18 protein-coding genes and 1 tRNA gene are annotated in these 16,806 nt (G+C 61.3%); 7 read left to right on the forward strand and 12 right to left on the reverse strand.

Annotated elements, in window-relative coordinates; all coding sequences use genetic code 11:
* Positions 1-6: 6 nt before the first annotated feature.
* Positions 7-369, reverse strand: coding sequence for a DUF2203 domain-containing protein (locus VGG22_04830; protein ID HEY1727677.1), 363 nt, complete (start codon positions 367-369; stop codon positions 7-9).
* A gap of 18 nt (positions 370-387) precedes the next feature.
* Between VGG22_04830 and rapZ the strand changes: the two genes are divergently transcribed.
* Positions 388-1,245 carry an RNase adapter RapZ gene (gene rapZ, locus VGG22_04835; protein ID HEY1727678.1) on the forward strand — a complete coding sequence of 286 codons (858 nt, stop codon included), beginning with the start codon at positions 388-390 and terminating at the stop codon, positions 1,243-1,245.
* A 118-nt stretch (positions 1,246-1,363) separates the two neighbouring features.
* Positions 1,364-2,716 carry a YvcK family protein gene (locus VGG22_04840; protein HEY1727679.1) on the forward strand — a complete coding sequence of 451 codons (1,353 nt, stop codon included), beginning with the start codon at positions 1,364-1,366 and terminating at the stop codon, positions 2,714-2,716.
* Here the strand turns inward: VGG22_04840 and VGG22_04845 are convergent.
* The 3 genes from VGG22_04845 to VGG22_04855 are packed head-to-tail and all read right to left on the reverse strand — an operon-like array spanning position 2,708 to position 4,482.
* A complete protein-coding gene (locus VGG22_04845) occupies positions 2,708-3,817 on the reverse strand; it encodes a glycerate kinase (GenBank protein ID HEY1727680.1) in 1,110 nt (369 codons plus the stop codon). The two genes, VGG22_04840 and VGG22_04845, sit on opposite strands and share 9 nt — an antisense overlap.
* Positions 3,810-4,127: a carboxypeptidase-like regulatory domain-containing protein gene (locus VGG22_04850; GenBank protein ID HEY1727681.1), complete on the reverse strand. Its 318-nt coding sequence runs from the start codon at positions 4,125-4,127 to the stop codon at positions 3,810-3,812. Before VGG22_04850 ends, VGG22_04845 begins: the two co-directional genes overlap by 8 nt.
* A gap of 1 nt (position 4,128) precedes the next feature.
* A complete protein-coding gene (locus VGG22_04855) occupies positions 4,129-4,482 on the reverse strand; it encodes a DUF5069 domain-containing protein (protein HEY1727682.1) in 354 nt (117 codons plus the stop codon).
* 75 nt (positions 4,483-4,557) lie between these two features.
* Here VGG22_04855 and VGG22_04860 point away from each other — a divergent pair, with 75 nt between their 5' ends.
* Positions 4,558-5,952, forward strand: a complete 1,395-nt coding sequence (locus tag VGG22_04860) for a cystathionine beta-synthase (protein ID HEY1727683.1) — start codon at positions 4,558-4,560, stop codon at positions 5,950-5,952.
* Here the strand turns inward: VGG22_04860 and VGG22_04865 are convergent.
* From VGG22_04865 to VGG22_04875, 3 genes are read right to left on the reverse strand one after another with little or no spacing between them, the layout of a single operon-like run.
* Positions 5,949-7,280 carry a hypothetical protein gene (locus tag VGG22_04865; protein HEY1727684.1) on the reverse strand — a complete coding sequence of 444 codons (1,332 nt, stop codon included), beginning with the start codon at positions 7,278-7,280 and terminating at the stop codon, positions 5,949-5,951. The genes VGG22_04860 and VGG22_04865 overlap by 4 nt on opposite strands.
* Positions 7,261-7,677: a cobalamin B12-binding domain-containing protein gene (locus VGG22_04870; GenBank protein HEY1727685.1), complete on the reverse strand. Its 417-nt coding sequence runs from the start codon at positions 7,675-7,677 to the stop codon at positions 7,261-7,263. The genes VGG22_04865 and VGG22_04870 overlap by 20 nt, the downstream gene beginning before the upstream one ends.
* Positions 7,677-9,368 carry a methylmalonyl-CoA mutase family protein gene (locus VGG22_04875; GenBank protein HEY1727686.1) on the reverse strand — a complete coding sequence of 564 codons (1,692 nt, stop codon included), beginning with the start codon at positions 9,366-9,368 and terminating at the stop codon, positions 7,677-7,679. Before VGG22_04875 ends, VGG22_04870 begins: the two co-directional genes overlap by 1 nt.
* Before the next feature lie 35 nt (positions 9,369-9,403).
* On the opposite strand from VGG22_04875, the gene VGG22_04880 reads away from it, so the two are divergent.
* Both VGG22_04880 and VGG22_04885 read left to right on the forward strand, forming a co-directional pair.
* On the forward strand, positions 9,404-10,561 hold the full coding sequence (locus tag VGG22_04880) for a cystathionine gamma-synthase (GenBank protein ID HEY1727687.1): 1,158 nt from the start codon (positions 9,404-9,406) through the stop codon (positions 10,559-10,561).
* A gap of 47 nt (positions 10,562-10,608) precedes the next feature.
* Positions 10,609-11,880: an amino acid permease gene (locus VGG22_04885; GenBank protein ID HEY1727688.1), complete on the forward strand. Its 1,272-nt coding sequence runs from the start codon at positions 10,609-10,611 to the stop codon at positions 11,878-11,880.
* On the opposite strand, the gene VGG22_04890 is transcribed toward VGG22_04885, so the two are convergent.
* Complete coding sequence (locus VGG22_04890; protein HEY1727689.1) at positions 11,832-12,881, reverse strand: alpha/beta hydrolase-fold protein; 1,050 nt, start codon at positions 12,879-12,881, stop codon at positions 11,832-11,834. The genes VGG22_04885 and VGG22_04890 overlap by 49 nt on opposite strands.
* A gap of 71 nt (positions 12,882-12,952) precedes the next feature.
* Here VGG22_04890 and VGG22_04895 point away from each other — a divergent pair.
* Positions 12,953-13,038, forward strand: a tRNA-Leu gene (locus VGG22_04895).
* 97 nt (positions 13,039-13,135) lie between these two features.
* On the forward strand, positions 13,136-14,398 hold the full coding sequence (locus VGG22_04900; GenBank protein HEY1727690.1) for a hypothetical protein: 1,263 nt from the start codon (positions 13,136-13,138) through the stop codon (positions 14,396-14,398).
* On the opposite strand, the gene VGG22_04905 is transcribed toward VGG22_04900, so the two are convergent.
* From VGG22_04905 to VGG22_04920, 4 genes are read right to left on the reverse strand one after another with little or no spacing between them, the layout of a single operon-like run.
* Positions 14,390-14,677 (reverse strand): hypothetical protein, encoded by a 288-nt coding sequence (locus VGG22_04905; protein HEY1727691.1) that lies wholly within the window; start codon positions 14,675-14,677, stop codon positions 14,390-14,392. The two genes, VGG22_04900 and VGG22_04905, sit on opposite strands and share 9 nt — an antisense overlap.
* A 7-nt stretch (positions 14,678-14,684) precedes the next feature.
* On the reverse strand, positions 14,685-14,990 hold the full coding sequence (locus VGG22_04910; GenBank protein ID HEY1727692.1) for an FmdB family zinc ribbon protein: 306 nt from the start codon (positions 14,988-14,990) through the stop codon (positions 14,685-14,687).
* Between the two features lie 58 nt (positions 14,991-15,048).
* Complete coding sequence (locus VGG22_04915; protein ID HEY1727693.1) at positions 15,049-15,576, reverse strand: SRPBCC family protein; 528 nt, start codon at positions 15,574-15,576, stop codon at positions 15,049-15,051.
* 39 nt (positions 15,577-15,615) lie between these two features.
* Positions 15,616-16,806: a M20 family metallopeptidase gene (locus VGG22_04920; GenBank protein ID HEY1727694.1), complete on the reverse strand. Its 1,191-nt coding sequence runs from the start codon at positions 16,804-16,806 to the stop codon at positions 15,616-15,618.

A 16,806-nucleotide genomic window follows, 5' to 3' on the forward strand; every position in this document is an offset into this window, starting at 1 on the left:
CGGCTGCTACTCCAGCGGCTTGCGGTCGACGAACGCTTCGTCGGTGCCGTGCCAGTGGCCGATCTCCGGCTCACCGGCTTTCCAACAAAGATAGATCGGGCGTCCGTCGCGCAGCGCGGGAAAATCGAGGAGGCCGAGATCGAGATCTTTCACGACGCAGCCGTGCTCTTCGATGCGATTGATCAACCGTACGATCTCAGCTTTGAGCTCCGTGAACTTGCGTGAGCGTGTTGACGCTCCACGGCGCAGCGCCGGATCGTTCTCGAGCAATCGAATTGCAAGCTCGCGCCGTTTGGCCCACAACTCCTCGATGAGCGGCGAAACCGTGGGGATCAGTGAGTTCGCTTTCTCAGCCGAGAACAGTTTCATCCTAGAGAGGCTCCTTCGGTGAGCGTTCGCCGTTTGGTCATCGTAACGGGGTTGTCCGGCGCAGGCAAGAGCCAGGCGTTGGCAGCGTTCGAGGATTTGGGGTTCTATTGCCTCGACAACTTACCACCCACGTTACTTCCCCAGATAGTGACGCTTGCCGCGGCCTCCGGGTACGATCGGCTCGCAATCGCGCCGGATGTTAGGACATCCGGCCCCTTCGGTGATCTCTCCACGAGCATCGCTTCAGCCTCCACCAACGGCGCTTCCCCGGAGATACTCTTCTTGGATGCCACGGAAGAGGCGCTGGTGCGCCGTTTCAGCGAGACGCGCCGCAAGCATCCCGTCGCGCGCGAACGATTGACCGAAGCAATTGCGTCCGAACGGAGCGCGCTTGCACCCGTGCGCGACCGCGCCGCACGGGTCTGGGACACGAGCACGATGAGTGCAATTCAGTTGCGCCGGCGCATCGCGGAGACATACGCGCAGCAAACCGGCGAACCGCTGCTCCACGTTACGCTCGTGTCGTTCGGATATAAATACGGCCTGCCGCTCGACGCCGACATGGTTTTCGACGTGCGATTCTTACCGAACCCGTATTACGTCGACGAGCTTCGCGAGCTCACGGGACTCGACAAAGCAGTCGGCGACTATCTCGAGCGATTACCGCAAACGCGGACCTTTTTACAGCACGCCGAAAAGTTGCTTGATTTCCTGATACCACGCTTTATCGAAGAGGGGAAAGCGCAACTGACGATCGCGATTGGCTGCACCGGCGGGCGTCATCGCTCCGTCTATCTCGCTGGACGTCTGAACGAATTTCTGAGAAAGAACTGCCAACTCGACGTCGAGCTGGCAGCGCGGGACATTCTGAGATAATGTTGTTGCGGGCCACCTCGGGGAATGCTTGCGCTTTCGCGACAGTGACAGGCCCGCGCATTTGGGGGCCCCGTGCAACGCATGGGGCGCGCGCAGCCTGGGGCGGAGCGCCTTCAAAATGATCGGGCAGCGGGCAAAGCAGATCGCGCGTTGGTTCTATCCGGGCCTTGGTGTCAAACGCTGGCTCGTCATGGCGATTCTCGGCGCGATTCTGTTCGTCAACGGACTCAACCGTTGGTTGACGGCCGAAGGCGCGCATTTCGAGATCAATACTTGGGTCGACGAAACACTCGACGGCTATCTTCCGCTCGCGTGGCTGCAATGGCTATTCATGGCCGGCGGCGCGATACTCGTTGCGGTCGGCATGCGCCAGTGGATGCACTCGATCGTCGATGCGCTCACGCCGGATCGTAAGGACCGTATCGTCGATGCGCTCTTCGCATCGCGCTTACGCGCGGGTTACCGCATCGTCGCCGTCGGAGGTGGAACCGGACTCTCGACGTTGTTACGCGGACTAAAGCGATACACGCACAACTTGACCGCTGTCGTAACCGTCAGCGACGACGGCGGCAGCTCCGGACGCTTGCAAAAAGAGCTCGGCATTCTTCCACCCGGCGACCTGCGCAACTGTCTCGTGGCTTTGGCCGATGACGAAGCGCTCGTGACCGATCTCTTTCAATATCGCTTTCACGAAGGCGAAGGCCTCACGGGGCACTCGTTCGGCAATCTCTTCCTCGCGGCGATGACGGGCGTGACCGGAAACTTCGATACCGCCGTGAAAGAATCAAGCCGCGTTCTGAACATCAAAGGCCGCGTGTTGCCTGCAACCCTTGCGGTGACGTGGCTGCGCGCTACAATGGAAGACGGAACGATCATCGAGGGTGAAAGCGCGATCACGCAGGCGCGCAAGAAAATCGAATCGATCACGCTCGAACCCGAACACTCTGCACCTCTGGGCGAAGTGATCGATGCGATTCGTACTGCGGATGCGATCATACTTGGGCCCGGGTCGCTCTACACCTCGATCTTGCCGAATCTACTGGTCGATCGCATCTCGCGCGAGATCGAAAGCGCCAATGCAGTCAAGGTCTACGTCACGAACGTCATGACGCAGCCGGGCGAGACCGAAGAATTCAAAGCCTCGCGCCATCTCGAGGTTCTTCTCGCGCATGCCGGCGCAAAAGTATGTGACTACGTCATCGTAAACAGCCAGCCGCCGCGCCGCCTGCGTGACGTGTATGCCGAGGAAGGCCAGATTTGGGTTGAACCGGACGTCGAAGCCATCAAGAAGCTCGGTGTGCGTCCGGTCTTAGCCGACGTCATCGGTGAAACGACGAACGTGCGACACGATCCGGATCGTCTAGCCGAAGTCGTCGTCGATTTGATAGCGGAGGCTATCGCCGAACGCGCGACCTTCGTCAAGCGTACGCCGCCGGCGCCGACGATCGCGCCGCCGGCCGCGTCACTCTAGCGCAAAGGTCCGCGCCACGCGCGCGGCTGCGGCTTCAATCAGCGCGACCGCATCGTGCATTGCCGCTTCGAGCGGCATGGGTGACGTGACAATGGGTTCGCACACGATCCCATGCGCAGCGAGCTCTGCCTCAACGCTCCTCTCGACGCGCCCGCCAAGCGCGATCACCGGGACCTTGGCTTTCGCCGCGTAGCGCCCCACGCCGAAGACCGTCTTTCCGCGGAGCGTCTGCGCATCAATCGAGCCTTCACCCGTGATGCAGAGCGTCGCGCCGGTCAAGGCTTGCGGCAGGCCGCATAGCTCGGCGACGATGTCGACGCCGCGGCGTAGTTTCGCCCCAAGCGCAAGCAGTGCAAATCCCGCACCACCGGCAGCGCCCGCCCCGGGAACGTCGCGCAAATCACGGCCGAGAGCGCGCGCCATCGCATCGGCCGTCTGCGCCAGCGCGGCGTCGAGCTTCGGCACATCCTCGGGCTTCGCACCCTTCTGCGGACCGAAGATCGCAGACGCACCGTTTGGACCGCAAAGCGGATTGTCGACGTCCGATGCGACCAGCAGTTTCGTTTTTGCGATGCGCGGATCGAGCCCGCCCAAGTCGATGCTCTCGATGCCGTGCAAGGCGTTCGCGGGCTGCGTTCTCGCGCCAAGTGCGCGCAAGAGTCCAATGCCGGCATCGTTGATCGCGCTGCCGCCGATGCCGACGACGATCGACGTCGCACCGGAGTCGAGCGCCGCGCGAATGAGCTCGCCGGTGCCGCGCGAATCTGCGCGCCACGGATTGCGCTCCTCGGGCTTCTCGAGAACCAGCCCACTTGCGCTCGCGAGCTCAACGATTGCCTGCTCGCCATCGAGTGCAAACTTCGCCGAGATCACGCGTCCAAGCGGATCGTGCACGTTCGCCGTACACGCACGCGCGCCCGAATCGAGGAACAGTTCCACGGTACCGTCGCCGCCATCCGCCATAGGACGCAGGATCAGTTTACTCCCCGGCGAGACCGACCGAACGCCGCGTGCGACGGCGTTCGCAACGTCATGCGCGCTGGCAGAGCCCTTGAACTTGTCCGGCGCGATTACGACGCGCCCTAAGGGGCCGCTAGTGATAGAGCGTGGCGTTTAGCGTGAAGTGGTCGCCGGCTGCGACCGAACCTTGATCCTGGTGATCTTGAAACCCGCCGGCCGTCTCACTAGCCGTAAATGGGCCGACCGGAATGTTCGCGATCGTGTAGCTTCCGTCAGCACCCGTCGTCGCCGAAAGAACAGAATCGACCGTCACCGTTGCGCCTACGATCGGCTGTCCGCTAGTGCCGTCGGTGATGACGCCGGTGATTGTTGCATAATTTTGCTGTGGTGGGACAGCGTTGTTGCACGCAGTCAGCACTGCAATCGCAGCAAACGCGAAGATGCGGCGCACCTTACGCGGGGACCACGCCTTCTTCGGCATCCTGACGGTCGAGATTCGCGTTCTTCTCGTCGAGCAGCCACCGGTTCGCGGCTTCACGCCGCTCTTCGGGGACCCGCGCTTGAATCCACGTCAAAATCTCATCGTCGGTATCGCGCGTCGCGATGGCTGCATCAAACGCATTCGACGTGATGCCCCAGCGGTCGAATACGCCGCGGTCCATAGGACACGGATAAATATAATCGTGAATCGTGCTGTCGCGTGCCGCGCGCCCCTTGTCGAAAACGCGTACTAACCAGAGGTAGCCGCCGAACGACTCACGTCCACGGCGCGGAAAAACTGACCCGCTGCGAAAATCCGTTGGCATCAAAATCCCTTCTCGTCCGTCGGTGATCTTCAAAACGCAGGCTGCCGTTCCTCGGTTGCGGAATCGCGAGGAACGATGTCTGCTGTGAAGTCGCAGACCCCTTCAGTCCTTCCCCAGCACGGCTACTACGAAAACGCGCTCCAGGCCGTTGGCCGCACGCCGCTGGTTCGGCTCAACAAGGTCATGGACGGCGCGAAGTGCCTTGTCCTCGCCAAGGTCGAGTACATGAACCCGGGCGGAAGCGTGAAAGACCGCCCGGCGGTCGCGATGCTCGAAGACGCCGAGAGCAGTGGAGTACTGCGTCCCGGCGCGACGATCATCGAAGCCACAAGCGGGAACACGGGGACGGGTCTTGCCATGGCCGCCGCAATTCGCGGTTATCGCTGCATCCTCGTAATGCCCGATAAAATGTCGAAAGAGAAGATCGATCTCTTGCGGGCGTACGGCGCGGAAGTGGTCGTGACGCCGACCAACGTCGCGAACGATTCACCCGAATCGTACTATTCGGTTGCGAGCCGGCTCGCCGCCGAGATCCCCGGCGCCTTCATTCCGGATCAATGGCACAATCACATGAATCCGGATGCGCATTTCAAATCCACTGGTCCTGAAATTTGGGAGCAGACGCAAGGACGCATCACCCACTTTGTCTGCGGCATGGGCACCGGCGGGACGATCTCGGGCACGGCACGCTTTCTCAAGGAACAGAATCCAAAGATCGTCGTGACGGGCGCTGACCCCGAAGGCTCGATCTATTCCGGCGACACGCCAAAATCGTACAAAGTCGAGGGAATCGGAATGTCGTATCTCCCGCAGACTGTCGACATGCGCGTAATCGATAAGATCTTACGTGTCTCAGACAAGGAATCGTTCCTCATGGCGCGCCGCATCGCACGCGAAGAGGGTCTGCTCGTCGGCGGTTCGTCGGGTACGGCAGTGGCTGCCGCCGCGCGCGTCGCACAGACTTTGAACGAAGGCGACGTTCTCGTCGTGGTCATGCCCGACTCGGGCCGCGGCTACATGTCGAAGATCTTCAACGACGAGTGGATGATCGCAAACGGTTTTCTCGAGGATCAGCGTGCGAAGGTCACCGTCGGCGACGTTCTGCGCAGCAAACGGCCGTTACCGCCGATGATCGCAATCGGTGAGGACGACGTCGTCAAGCACGCACTCGATCTTCTGCGCACGCACGGTATCTCGCAGATGCCAGTGATGCGCGGCGATACGGTCGTCGGGAGCGTGAACGACGTCGCGGTGATGCAGTCCGTCTTCGATCACTCGGATTTGATTCACAAACCGATCAAGGAAGTGATGGGCCGGCCATTTCCGACGCTCGACGTCGGCGCAGAAGTCGACCAGGCGTACAAGCTGTTAACGCTTGCGAATTCCGCGATCGTCGTCAGCGAACACGACAAGCCGATCGGGATCATCGCGCGACAAGACATCATCAGCTTCCTGAGCGCGACCTCTTAGCGTTCGTCGCGGACGCGTCGCGACTTCAAATCGGTTCGCGCCAGCGAATCGGGTTCACAGAGTTCGATTGCCGGACGTACGCCGGCTTTGGCCCGGACGGCGGTCGATAACTTCTCGGCGTATTCATCGGGTGCGTTTCCGGCATACTCGAGCCGGACGATCAGCTCGTCCATGTGCCGCTCCTTGCGAACCACGATCTCGAACTCGCCTGAGAACTCACCCACGAACGCACGTATCGCTTCTTCGATCGCGCTCGGATAAACGTTTTCGCCGCGGATGACGAGCATGTCGTCGATGCGCCCGATCACGCCGTGCGGGAAACGCGGATAGGTTCGTCCGCACGGACACGGCGCGTCGGTCCATTCCGCAAAGTCGCCGGAGACCAGACGAATCATCGGCTGACACTCACGATCGAGCGACGTATAGACCGGCGTGCCGTGAGCACCGAACGGGACACGGCGCCACGTCCCCGGATCGAGAAGCTCGGTGTACACGACGTCCTGCCACAAATGCATGCCGGTGCGCTCACTGCACTCACACAAATTCATCCAAGGAGTCATCTCGCCCATACTTCCGCTGTCGATGCAGATCACGCCGAATGTTTCTTCGATCAGATGCTTCGTCGCCGGGATTCCGGCGCCGGGCTCGCCGGAAAAGAACATGATACGGAAGCCGAGTTTTTGCGGATCGTAACCGATCGTCCGGGCCGTCTCCGCGAGGCGCAGCGCATATGACGGCGTTCCATAAAACGCGGTCGGCTGCATCTGATCGATCCAGGTCAGCGCCTGTTGCGTTTGTCCTTTCACGCCTGCACCAAACGGAAAGACGCTCGCGCCGAGCCGCTCCGCACCCATGAGCGCGCCCCACGATCCGACATAGAGCGAAAGTATCGAGCCGACGAAGACGCAATCATTCGGCCGCAGGCCGAAGCTCCACATGATGCGTGCGTGATCCTCGGCGATCGCATCCATATCGCGACGCGTCCACGCGAAGGCCGTTGGACGACCGCTCGTCCCCGAGGTACCGTGAATGCGTTTGACGTCCGCGACGTCGACGCACAGATAGGAACCGAACGGCGGATTCTCGGTTTGATCGGCGCGAAGATCGGCTTTCGAGATCGTCGGCACGCGCTCGAAATCAGCGAGGCTTCGAATATCGCCCGGCTCCAGTCCCGCAGCCGACCAGCGCTTACGATAGAAGGCTGAGCGTTCGTACGCCCATTGCATCGTCTTCTGAATTTTAGCGAGAACGACGGCATCGCGCTCATCCGGCGGCATCGTTTCGAGCCGCTCATCCCAATATTTCGATTTAGGCGGTGCGGCGATCATCGGTGCCTCGCTCTCGCACCAGGCGATTGATGCCGTCGATGAGATCTTGCGTCGTCGCATCCGCGTCGAAAATGTCGGCGACACCAAGGTCGCGCAACTTGGGCCGGTCTTCTTCCTGAATGACGCCGCCGGCGACCACGATCACGTCGTCCATTCCGCGCTCTTGCATAAGCGAGAAGACGCGAGGAAAGATCGTCATGTGCGCGCCCGACAGAATGCTGATGCCAACGACGTCGACGTCTTCTTGCAGCGCCGCCGTAACGATCATCTCAGGCGTCTGGTGCAGGCCGGTGTATACGACTTCCATTCCGGCGTCGCGTAACGCACGCGCCACGATCTTTGCGCCGCGGTCGTGTCCGTCCAGTCCGGGTTTTGCAACGAGTACCTTGATCGGCATTAGAAAATCGGCGTCTCCGTATATGTCCCAAAGATCGGCCGTAGCGCGTTGACGATCTCACCACCCGTCGCGCGGACCCGAACCGCTTCGAGCGTCGCCGGCATCAGGTTCTCGTCCGACTTCGCGACGCGAACGAGTTCCGCCAGCGTTTTTTCGACGTTGGCTTCGTCGCGTCGTTTCTTGACTGCTGCGAGGCGGCCAAGTTGCCGGTTTGAGGCGGCTTCATCGACGTGGTGGAGCTCGACTTTCGGATTCGCACTCTCGTCGCGGTACTTCGAAACGCCGACGAACTGGAATTCGCCGCGTTCCTTGCGTTTATGGAATTCGAAGGCCGCATCCGCGATCTCGGCTTGGAAGTAGTTGTCCTCGATGCAGCGGACGACGCCGCCGCGCCGGTCGATCTCAGCGAAATACGCGAACACGTCGCGCTCGATGTCGGCGGTCATCTTCTCGATCGCGTACGAGCCGGCTAGAGGGTCGATCGTGTTTGCGACGCCCGTCTCTTCGGCAATGATCTGCTGGGTACGCAAAGCGATCTTCATCGCCGGTTCGCTTGGAATCGCGAGCGCCTCATCGTAGCCGTTGGTGTGCAAGGACTGGGCCCCCCCGCACACCGCAGCCAGCGCTTCAATCGCCGTGCGCGCGATGTTGTTCAGGGGCTCGCGTGCCGTACAGGAAGCACCGGCCGTCTGGCAATGGAAGCGCAATCGCATCGACTCGGCTTTCTTCGCGCCGAACCGCTCCTTCATCACGCGCGCCCAAATGCGCCGTGCCGCCCGGAACTTGGCGACCTCTTCCAAGAAGTCGATCTGCGAGACGAAATAAAACGACAATCGCGGCGCAAACTCGTCGACGTCGATCCCGAGCTTGCGAACCTCCTCGACATACGCGATCCCGGCGCCAAGCGTGAACGCGACTTCTTGCACCGCCGTTGAGCCGGCCTCGCGCGTGTGATAACCGCTCACGTTGACCGGGTTGTAGCGCGGGAGATGCTTCGCCGAAAAGACGATCGAATCGCGCACGATCCGCATCGCCTGACGCGGCGGATAGATCCACTCCTTTTGCGCGATATACTCTTTGATGATGTCGTTCTGAACGGTACCCGACAGCTTCTTCCAGTCGAAGCCGCGCTCTTCGGCGACGACGAGATACATCGCGAGCAATATCCAGGCGCTCGGATTGATCGTCATAGAAACGGAGATCGTCTCGAGATCGATGTCGCGGTAGAGATCGTGCATGTCGTCGACGGTATCGACGGCGACACCCTCGCGCCCGACTTCGCCTTCGCTACGCACGTCGTCGCTGTCGTAACCCATCAACGTCGGCATATCGAAATCGGTCGAGATGCCGGTTTGACCTTGAGAGATGAGATACTTGAACCGCCCGTTGGTGTCGTCGGCCGTTCCGAAGCCCGCGATCTGTCGCATCGTCCACGGCTGCGCGCGATACATCGTCGGATACGGGCCGCGCGCGTAGGGAAACTGTCCCGGAAAGCCGAGATCGGCGATGTAGTCGAGATTCTCGATGTGCGCCGGCGTGTAGATGCGCTCGAGCGGCGTACCGCTGATCGTCCGAAACTCGGGCCGCCGCTCGGCACGCCGTTCCATGAACGGTAGGAGTGACATCTGCTCCCACTCGTGCTGCGCTTCGCGAATGTCGTCGGCGGTCGTTGCTTTCTCGCGCAATTGCATGTCGTCTCCTCGTCCGGCGAGAAGGGTAGTATACCATGCGATTCTCGACGCGAGCCATTCATACCGGTCAGGACGCGGACCCCACGACCGGCGCAACGATCGTACCGATTTACCAAACCTCAACGTACACGCAAACGGCCGTCGGCGAACACAAAGGGTTCGACTACAGTCGCACCGTGAATCCGACGCGCGTCGCACTCGAAACGCAGCTCGCGTCGCTCGAGGACGCCAAATTCTGCAGTGCGTTTGCGAGCGGTATGGCCGCGGCTTCGGCGACGCTCAACCTGCTCTCAGCGGGCGATCACGTGGTCGTCACGGACGACCTGTACGGCGGGACGTACCGGCTGTTTTCCCGCGTGCTTGCCCGCTACGGGCTCGAGTTCACGTACGTGGACATGACCGATGACGCGAGCATCCGCAGCGCTATGCGTCCGAGCACGCGTATGTTATGGCTCGAAACGCCAACGAATCCGCTGCTCAAGCTGATCGACATTGCTGCAATCGCGGCACTCAAAGGACCGCGTCAAGTCGTGGTGGTCGACAATACTTTTGCGACACCCTACTTGCAGTCGCCGCTCGCGCTCGGCGCAGACGTCGTCGTCCACTCGACGACAAAATATCTCGGCGGTCACAGCGACGTTATCGGTGGTGCGACGATGACGAACTCGCCCGAGATCGCCGAAACGATCAAATTTCATCAAAACGCCGTCGGCGGTGTGCCGGGACCAATGGATGCGTATCTCGTGATGCGCGGTGCCAAGACGCTCGCGATCCGGATGCGCGAACACGAAAAGAACGCGCGCACGATCGCGGAGTTTCTCGCCAAGCATGGTGAGGTCGAGCGCGTCTACTATCCCGGTCTCGAGTCGCATCCGCAACATCAGCTGGCCAAACGTCAGATGCGCGGATTCGGCGGGATGCTCAGCTTCGTGCTCCGCGGCCCGCAAGAACGTGCGCACGACTTCGTGCGACGGCTCAAATTTTTCAGCCTCGCTGAGAGCCTAGGCGGCGTCGAATCCTTGATCTCCATTCCAGCGCGTATGACGCACGGTTCGATTCCAAAGGAAGACCGCGAGCGGCGCGGCGTCACCGATGGGCTCATTCGCCTTTCCGTCGGTATCGAAGACGCTGACGATCTCGTTGCCGACCTCGATCACGCACTCTCGACCTCCCGAGCGGCCGCACTGACCTGATCCGCGGGGTCGGACTCTCCGCCGCGATCGCGACCAATGCGATCGCAATGATCGGAATCGGTCTTCTCATCACAATTCCGCTCGTCCTTGCCGCCTTGCACGGGCCGCTTTCGCTTGCGGCGTGGATATTGGGCGCGCTCGTCGCGATTTGCGACGGACTGGTATGGGCCGAGCTCGGCGCCGCTCTCCCGCGCTCGGGCGGGCTCTACGCGTTCTTTCTCGAGCTATTTGGTCCGCGCAGCGGGCGTCTGTTGGCGTTTCTTTTCGTCTGGCAGTTCGTGATCACGACGCCGTTCTTACTCGCCAGCGGATACATCGGTTTCGCGCAGTACGCGACCTATATTCTGCCCGCGCTGCGAGCCAGCGATCTTGCGCAGCATCTGCTTGCGGTTGCAATCGGCGTGGTGACGATCTTCTTGCTCGCACGCGTCATCGTTCGCGTCGCCTTGATCTCGGTCGTGCTCTTCGGCGCTGCGACCCTGACGCTCGTCATCGTAACGCTCGCCGCTTGGATCCGTTTCGATCCGCATCTCGCCTTTACGCCCGATCCCCAAGCTCACACATTTTGGCCTTTGATCGCGGGTCTGGGCAGCGGACTGACCGTGACCCTTTACGACTATCTCGGCTACAACACGATAACCAGCATCGGCGAGGAAGTAATTACGCCGGCGAAGACGATCCCGCGCTCGATCATCGCCGCCGTCGCGATCGTCGCCGCATTGTATCTCGCGTTGCAGACCGGGATTCTTGGATCCACGCCGTGGCAGCAGTTGCTCGGCGCCTCATTCGTTGCATCAACCGTCGTCGAACGCGCACTCGGAGCGCCGTTTGCGAGCGCGGTTACCGTGCTCATCCTCATCACCGCATTCGCGTCGACCTTTGCGCTCTTGCTTGCGGCTTCGCGCGTTCCGTATGCGGCTGCCCGCGACGGACTATTTCTTGCAGTTTTTGCGCGACTGCATCCGCGCGACGCCTATCCGGTCGTCTCGCTTGTCGCAATCGGCGTCGCGGCGCTCGCCTGCTGCTTCCTGCCGCTCGATCAAATCATCGCGATCATCGGCGTCGGCATCGTCGTGCTGGGCGGGATCGGGGCATTTGCGTCGATTCTACGCCTGCGCGGCGCAGACGTTGCGATGCCGTATCGCATGCCGCTCTTTCCGTTGCCGCCGTTGATCGCGCTCGCAGCGTGGGTTTACGTCGTCCTGAGCGCAGGCGTCGTCGCGGACGTCTTTACGCTGCTCTCGCTCGCCGCCGGCGCGCTCGTCTACGTTTACTCCCGGTCGAGAACCTCGGCCAAAGCCGGAAGCGAAACGTCGTAACGATAGCCGATCCGCATGTGGTCATCATCGAACTCTTCGTGCCGTACGTCGAGACCCAGATCGCGAATCTGCTGCGCCATGACGCGCGCTCCGATATCCAAGCCGTATTCGTCACGCCGTCCACAATCGATATACCGTAGACGTAGCGCCGCGAGCTCCGTTCGCTTGTGCGGGATCTGCTCGGTCGGATCGAATGCGAGCCACCGCGCCCAAACGTCGTCTCGGAACGCACCGGTTTTCACGTCGATCGGCAAATCGAACGCGAACGCTTTTGCGGCCGTCGGCGAATACGCCGCCGCATACCCGAGCATCTCCATCGTGGAGACCTCTTCAAACTTTGGCTTCTCTTTCGCCTCGAAGGCTTGGACGAACGCTTCGAAGTTTGGATATCTCTCCAAGACGCGTCCGCACGTGATGAGCGACTTCACCTGGCACATTCGGAAATACGAATCGCCACTGTGCGATGCGAACGCCCCGAAATGCCCGGGATAGTTCATCGTAAGATACAACGATCCGAAGCCACCGGTCGATTTTCCGAGTACGCCTCTTCCCTCGGCTCGCGGAATCGTACGATAATTTCGATCGACGTGCGCGAGCGTCTCGTGCACCACGTATGATGCGTAGTCCCCGTTGTGAATCGAGTTGACGTACTGCGATCCGCCCAGGCGCGTCACGCCGTCGACGATCACCATGATCGCGGGCGACATCTTCTTTCCGGCGATCAAACGGTCGAGACGTTGGACGACGTTCTTCTCCCACAGGCGCGTGCCGACGACGCCGGCCAGATCGCCCGTATATCCGTGCAGCAGATACAGAACCGGATAGCGTCTCGAGCCTTCGGGGTCATAACCCGGCGGCGTGTAAACGCCCAGCGGGCGGTCCGAACGATCGCCGAGAGGATTGTTGGCCAGTGCTTTGCTTTCGAAGGCATCCAGCGCAACGATTCCCTCGATTCCGAGGAGGTCCGAGAGATCGTTGCGCGTTCGCGATATCGTGCGCATCACTAAAGGTGTCCCATGTGCGCGCCAGCCGCAAGACTCCCCCCTGCTACACGCGAAAGCCGCATACGGACGGGGGAGTGGCGGAACGGTCTACGCAGTCGCCTCAAAAGCGACCGGGTGAAAGCCCTTGTGGGTTCAAATCCCACCTCCCCCACCAGGCCTTGCTAAAAGTTTACGGTCCCCATACCGATAACTGACCGTTATCCTGTGGACGGGCAAGGGAGCCCCCCGGCGTCGTGGAACCGCAAACTACGATGACGACGACTATCAGCTCGGCTCGACCTTCGCATACCTACTCACCACTAGAGTTCGAACACGAAGCCCGCCGCATCGAAGCGCTTACGTTCGATACGCTCGCGTTAACCGCGGGCGAAGCCGTTGTTTTTTGCGGCTTCAGCAGCAATATCGGCTACATCCGCCGAGCAATCGAAATCGGCTGCAAAGTTGCAGTCATCGAAGCACGCGAAGCGACCATTCGTGAATACGCCGACCTCGGCGTGCGCACGATCCGAGGCAGCACGTCCGTTATTCCGGCGCGCGATCTCGCATTTGACGCCGCAATAGCCGTCGGATACCTGCATGAAGTCGATCCGTCATTCCACTCGCAGATTCTGACCGAGCTGGCGCGCGTTGCAAAGCGCGTCGCACTTATCGAGCTCGCGCCGCCGACCGATCCGCTCGGCCGCCGCATCGCAGCGCTCTATCAGCGCGCGAAGCGTGAGTTCGGCTCGTTCGAACACTATCAAGGCGTCGACTACTGGAAAAAGCTGCTGATGATGGTCAAACCCGACGTCGCGCAGTCGATCTTCCAGTTCGGCAAACTTCCGCCGATCGAGTATTTGATCGACACCGTTGATCTTCTGCTCGACACCATCGAGGCTGAAGAGGCGCCCGAAGAAGATGTTGAGGAGCTGCGACGCATTGCGAAGCGCTCGAATGCGATGCTGCTTCCGCAAGCGCGACTGGTATTAATCGGCGCGGCGATGGGCGAAATTCCGAAGCCCGTTTATTCCGACGCAGCAATCGCTCCCGCGCCTACGACAACGGTCGAAACCGTTCGGTCGACGCCGGTCGCTCCCGCGATTTCCGCGCCGCAACCGACGCCGATTCTCGCACCGGCTGCCGCCAATACCGCCTCTCCCGCGGCACCCACAGTTATCACTTCAGAGACAATAGCGGCGCCGAGCGCGCCCCAACCGGCCGCACCCCCCGTAACGGTAGCGCCCATGGGCGCACCTCAACCCGTCGCGCAACCCGCCGTAGCACCGGCGTTTGCCGCACCGGAGTTGACCCTCAATCCGTTCGGGCTCCCCGATAGTCAGCTCCAACCAACGCCGGCGAATCCGCGCTTTGCAGCGCCAACGCCGCCTGCAGCTCCAGCCGCAGAACATCCGCCGTTCGGCGCGCCTTTCCCGGTTCCACCGGCTCCCGACGCACCAGCTTTTGGCGCTTCCACAGGTCCTGCCGCCGTTCCGGGCTGGACGTGGGAACCGCCTGAGGATGATCGCTTAGGCTAATCCCCATCGCGCGAGCAGCGCGCGATACGTATGCACACTTGCCAGGATCGACGCGCTCGCCATTCCAGCGCGCGGTGTGAGCGCGCCGATTGCGCCCAACGATTTTGCAGTGCGCTTTGCATCGATTTGCGCGAAGCGCAACTGCGAGAGCAGCGTGCGCGGAACCATTGCATTGGCGCGGCGCGATAGGTGCATCGCAATTAGTACGGCACGCGCAAAACTATAAAACGCAGCGGCGAAGACGAGAACGCACGCAATCGTAAACGCGACGACGATCATCGCAGAACTACGCGGCAGCGTCTTTCTTCGGCTCTGGTTTCGTCTCGCTCTTGGCGGGCTCGCTCTTGGCGGGCTCGCTCTTCTCCGAAGGCTTCTCGGTCGATTCGGACTTTTCGGATTTGTTGCTGCTATTCGATCCACGCGAATCCGTGACGTAGAATCCCGACCCTTTGAATACGATCGGCGCAGCGCTGAAACGGCGCGTCATGCCGGCGCTACATTTTTCGCACGCTACCTCCGGCTTATCGTCAAAGCCGTGGCGAACGTCCGCGACATGCCCGCATTTCGGGCAGCCGTATTCATACAATGGCAAGCCTGGGTCTCTCCTTAAACTGGGTGCCTTCTAGTATACCCACCTCTAGCAATTAGCGTCAATGACTGCTAACGGCTTCGACCGCAACCAGAACCGCGGTTTCGGACGGGTCGCCTTCGTACTCGACCAAGCCCTTAAAGTGGAGGAGAGAGTCGGCCAGTTGACCGTCGAGCCGCCGGCGAGTGGTTACCCGGTCGACGAGGGCCGGAAAGACCCCACCGTAGGTCGGATAATCAAGCCGCACGACCAGCTTCGAGCGCGCGGTCTTCCCCTCAATGCGCACGTCGATGCGGCGCCGGACCGAATATGCGCCGACCAGCGAGACCATGTGGCCTTCGACGAATCGATCGACCTCGTAGAGCTCTTCTTCGGCGCCCGGGATCATCGAGCGGATCGTAACCTCGCTCCCGGGTCCAAAAGGTTTAGCCGCCTCGACGCGGCGCACGCTGCGCAGAAACGATAGCCATACCGGCCACTTCTCGACCGCTCGGAGCAGCTCGAAGGCCGTCTTCGCCGGTACGTCTAGGTCTGCGCTTTGGTACAGTGAGCCGGCAAGACGTTCGCCGGGACCCATAGCAGCCATCATCCACGTTGTTCGACCCCAAGATATAGTGGTCCCCCGGGCTCACTGCCCCAAGATACGGCCCGATCCCGCAGAGCGGGCGAACTCGACCAGCGTCGCAATGCCTATTGGAAGTGCCCGTTCGTCGATGCGGAACTTCGGACTGTGCCCCGAGTGGGTTATCCCCTGGCTTTCGTTCCGGATCCCCAGACGCACCAGCGTGCCCGGTGCGCGTTCGGCGAAGTACGCGAAGTCTTCACCGCCCATTGTCGCCGGCGGACTCTCGACGCGAATTCCCGGATACGCATGTCGCATCTGCACCGCGAACGCTTCCGTCATCGGAACGTCATTGTGAACGGGCGGATACATGTAGAACACTTCGAGCTTGGCTTTGCAGTTATATGCGGCGGCAACGCTCTCCACGATGCGGCGAGCGCGCGTCTCGAGGCCTTCGCGCACGGTCTTGTCTTGCGAACGAAACGTGCCGGTCATCTTCACGTTATCGGCGATGATGTTGTTGCGGTAACCGCCGTTGATCGTTCCGACCGTGACGACGACGGTCGCAAGCGGGTCCGTTTCGCGAGCCGCAATATTTTGCAGCGCCAAGACGGTCGCAGCTGCGCACGGAATCGTGTCGACCGCGCGATGCGGCGCAGCTCCGTGACCACCGACGCCGGTGATCGTCACGTGAAATTCATCAGCTGCAGCGTTTACGACGCCCGGCGTGACGCCGACGATTCCAACGTCGAGACGATTGTCGACGTGAAGCATCGCAACTGCTTCGATCTTCGGATTCTCCATGACGCCGGCCTCGATCATCGGCAGCGCGCCGCCCGGGCCTTCTTCCGCCGGCTGAAACAGCAGGACGGTCGTACCCTCGAGCTGATCGCGCGTCCGCACCAGCTCGCGTGCGGCACCGAGCAGCATGGCCGTGTGCGCATCGTGTCCGCAGGCATGCATCTTACCGGGAACTTCCGAGCTGAACGGCTCGCCGGATTGCTCGTCGAGCGGGAGCGCATCCATGTCGGCGCGCAGACCGACGACGTGCCCCGGCTTCGCGCCGCGAATGATCCCGACGACGCCCGTCTTTGCAACGCGACGATGTTCGATGCCGATCGCATCCAGCTCACTCTCGACCAGCGCGGCGGTGCGCTGCTCCTCGAAACCCAATTCGGGATGACGGTGAATCAAGCGGCGAACTTCGACCGTTCGCGTGACTATTTCCGGAGCAACCGGAACCTCGAGCGTTTCCAT

It is taken from the genome of Candidatus Baltobacteraceae bacterium (assembly GCA_036489885.1).
Lineage (GTDB): Bacteria > Vulcanimicrobiota > Vulcanimicrobiia > Vulcanimicrobiales > Vulcanimicrobiaceae > JAFAMS01.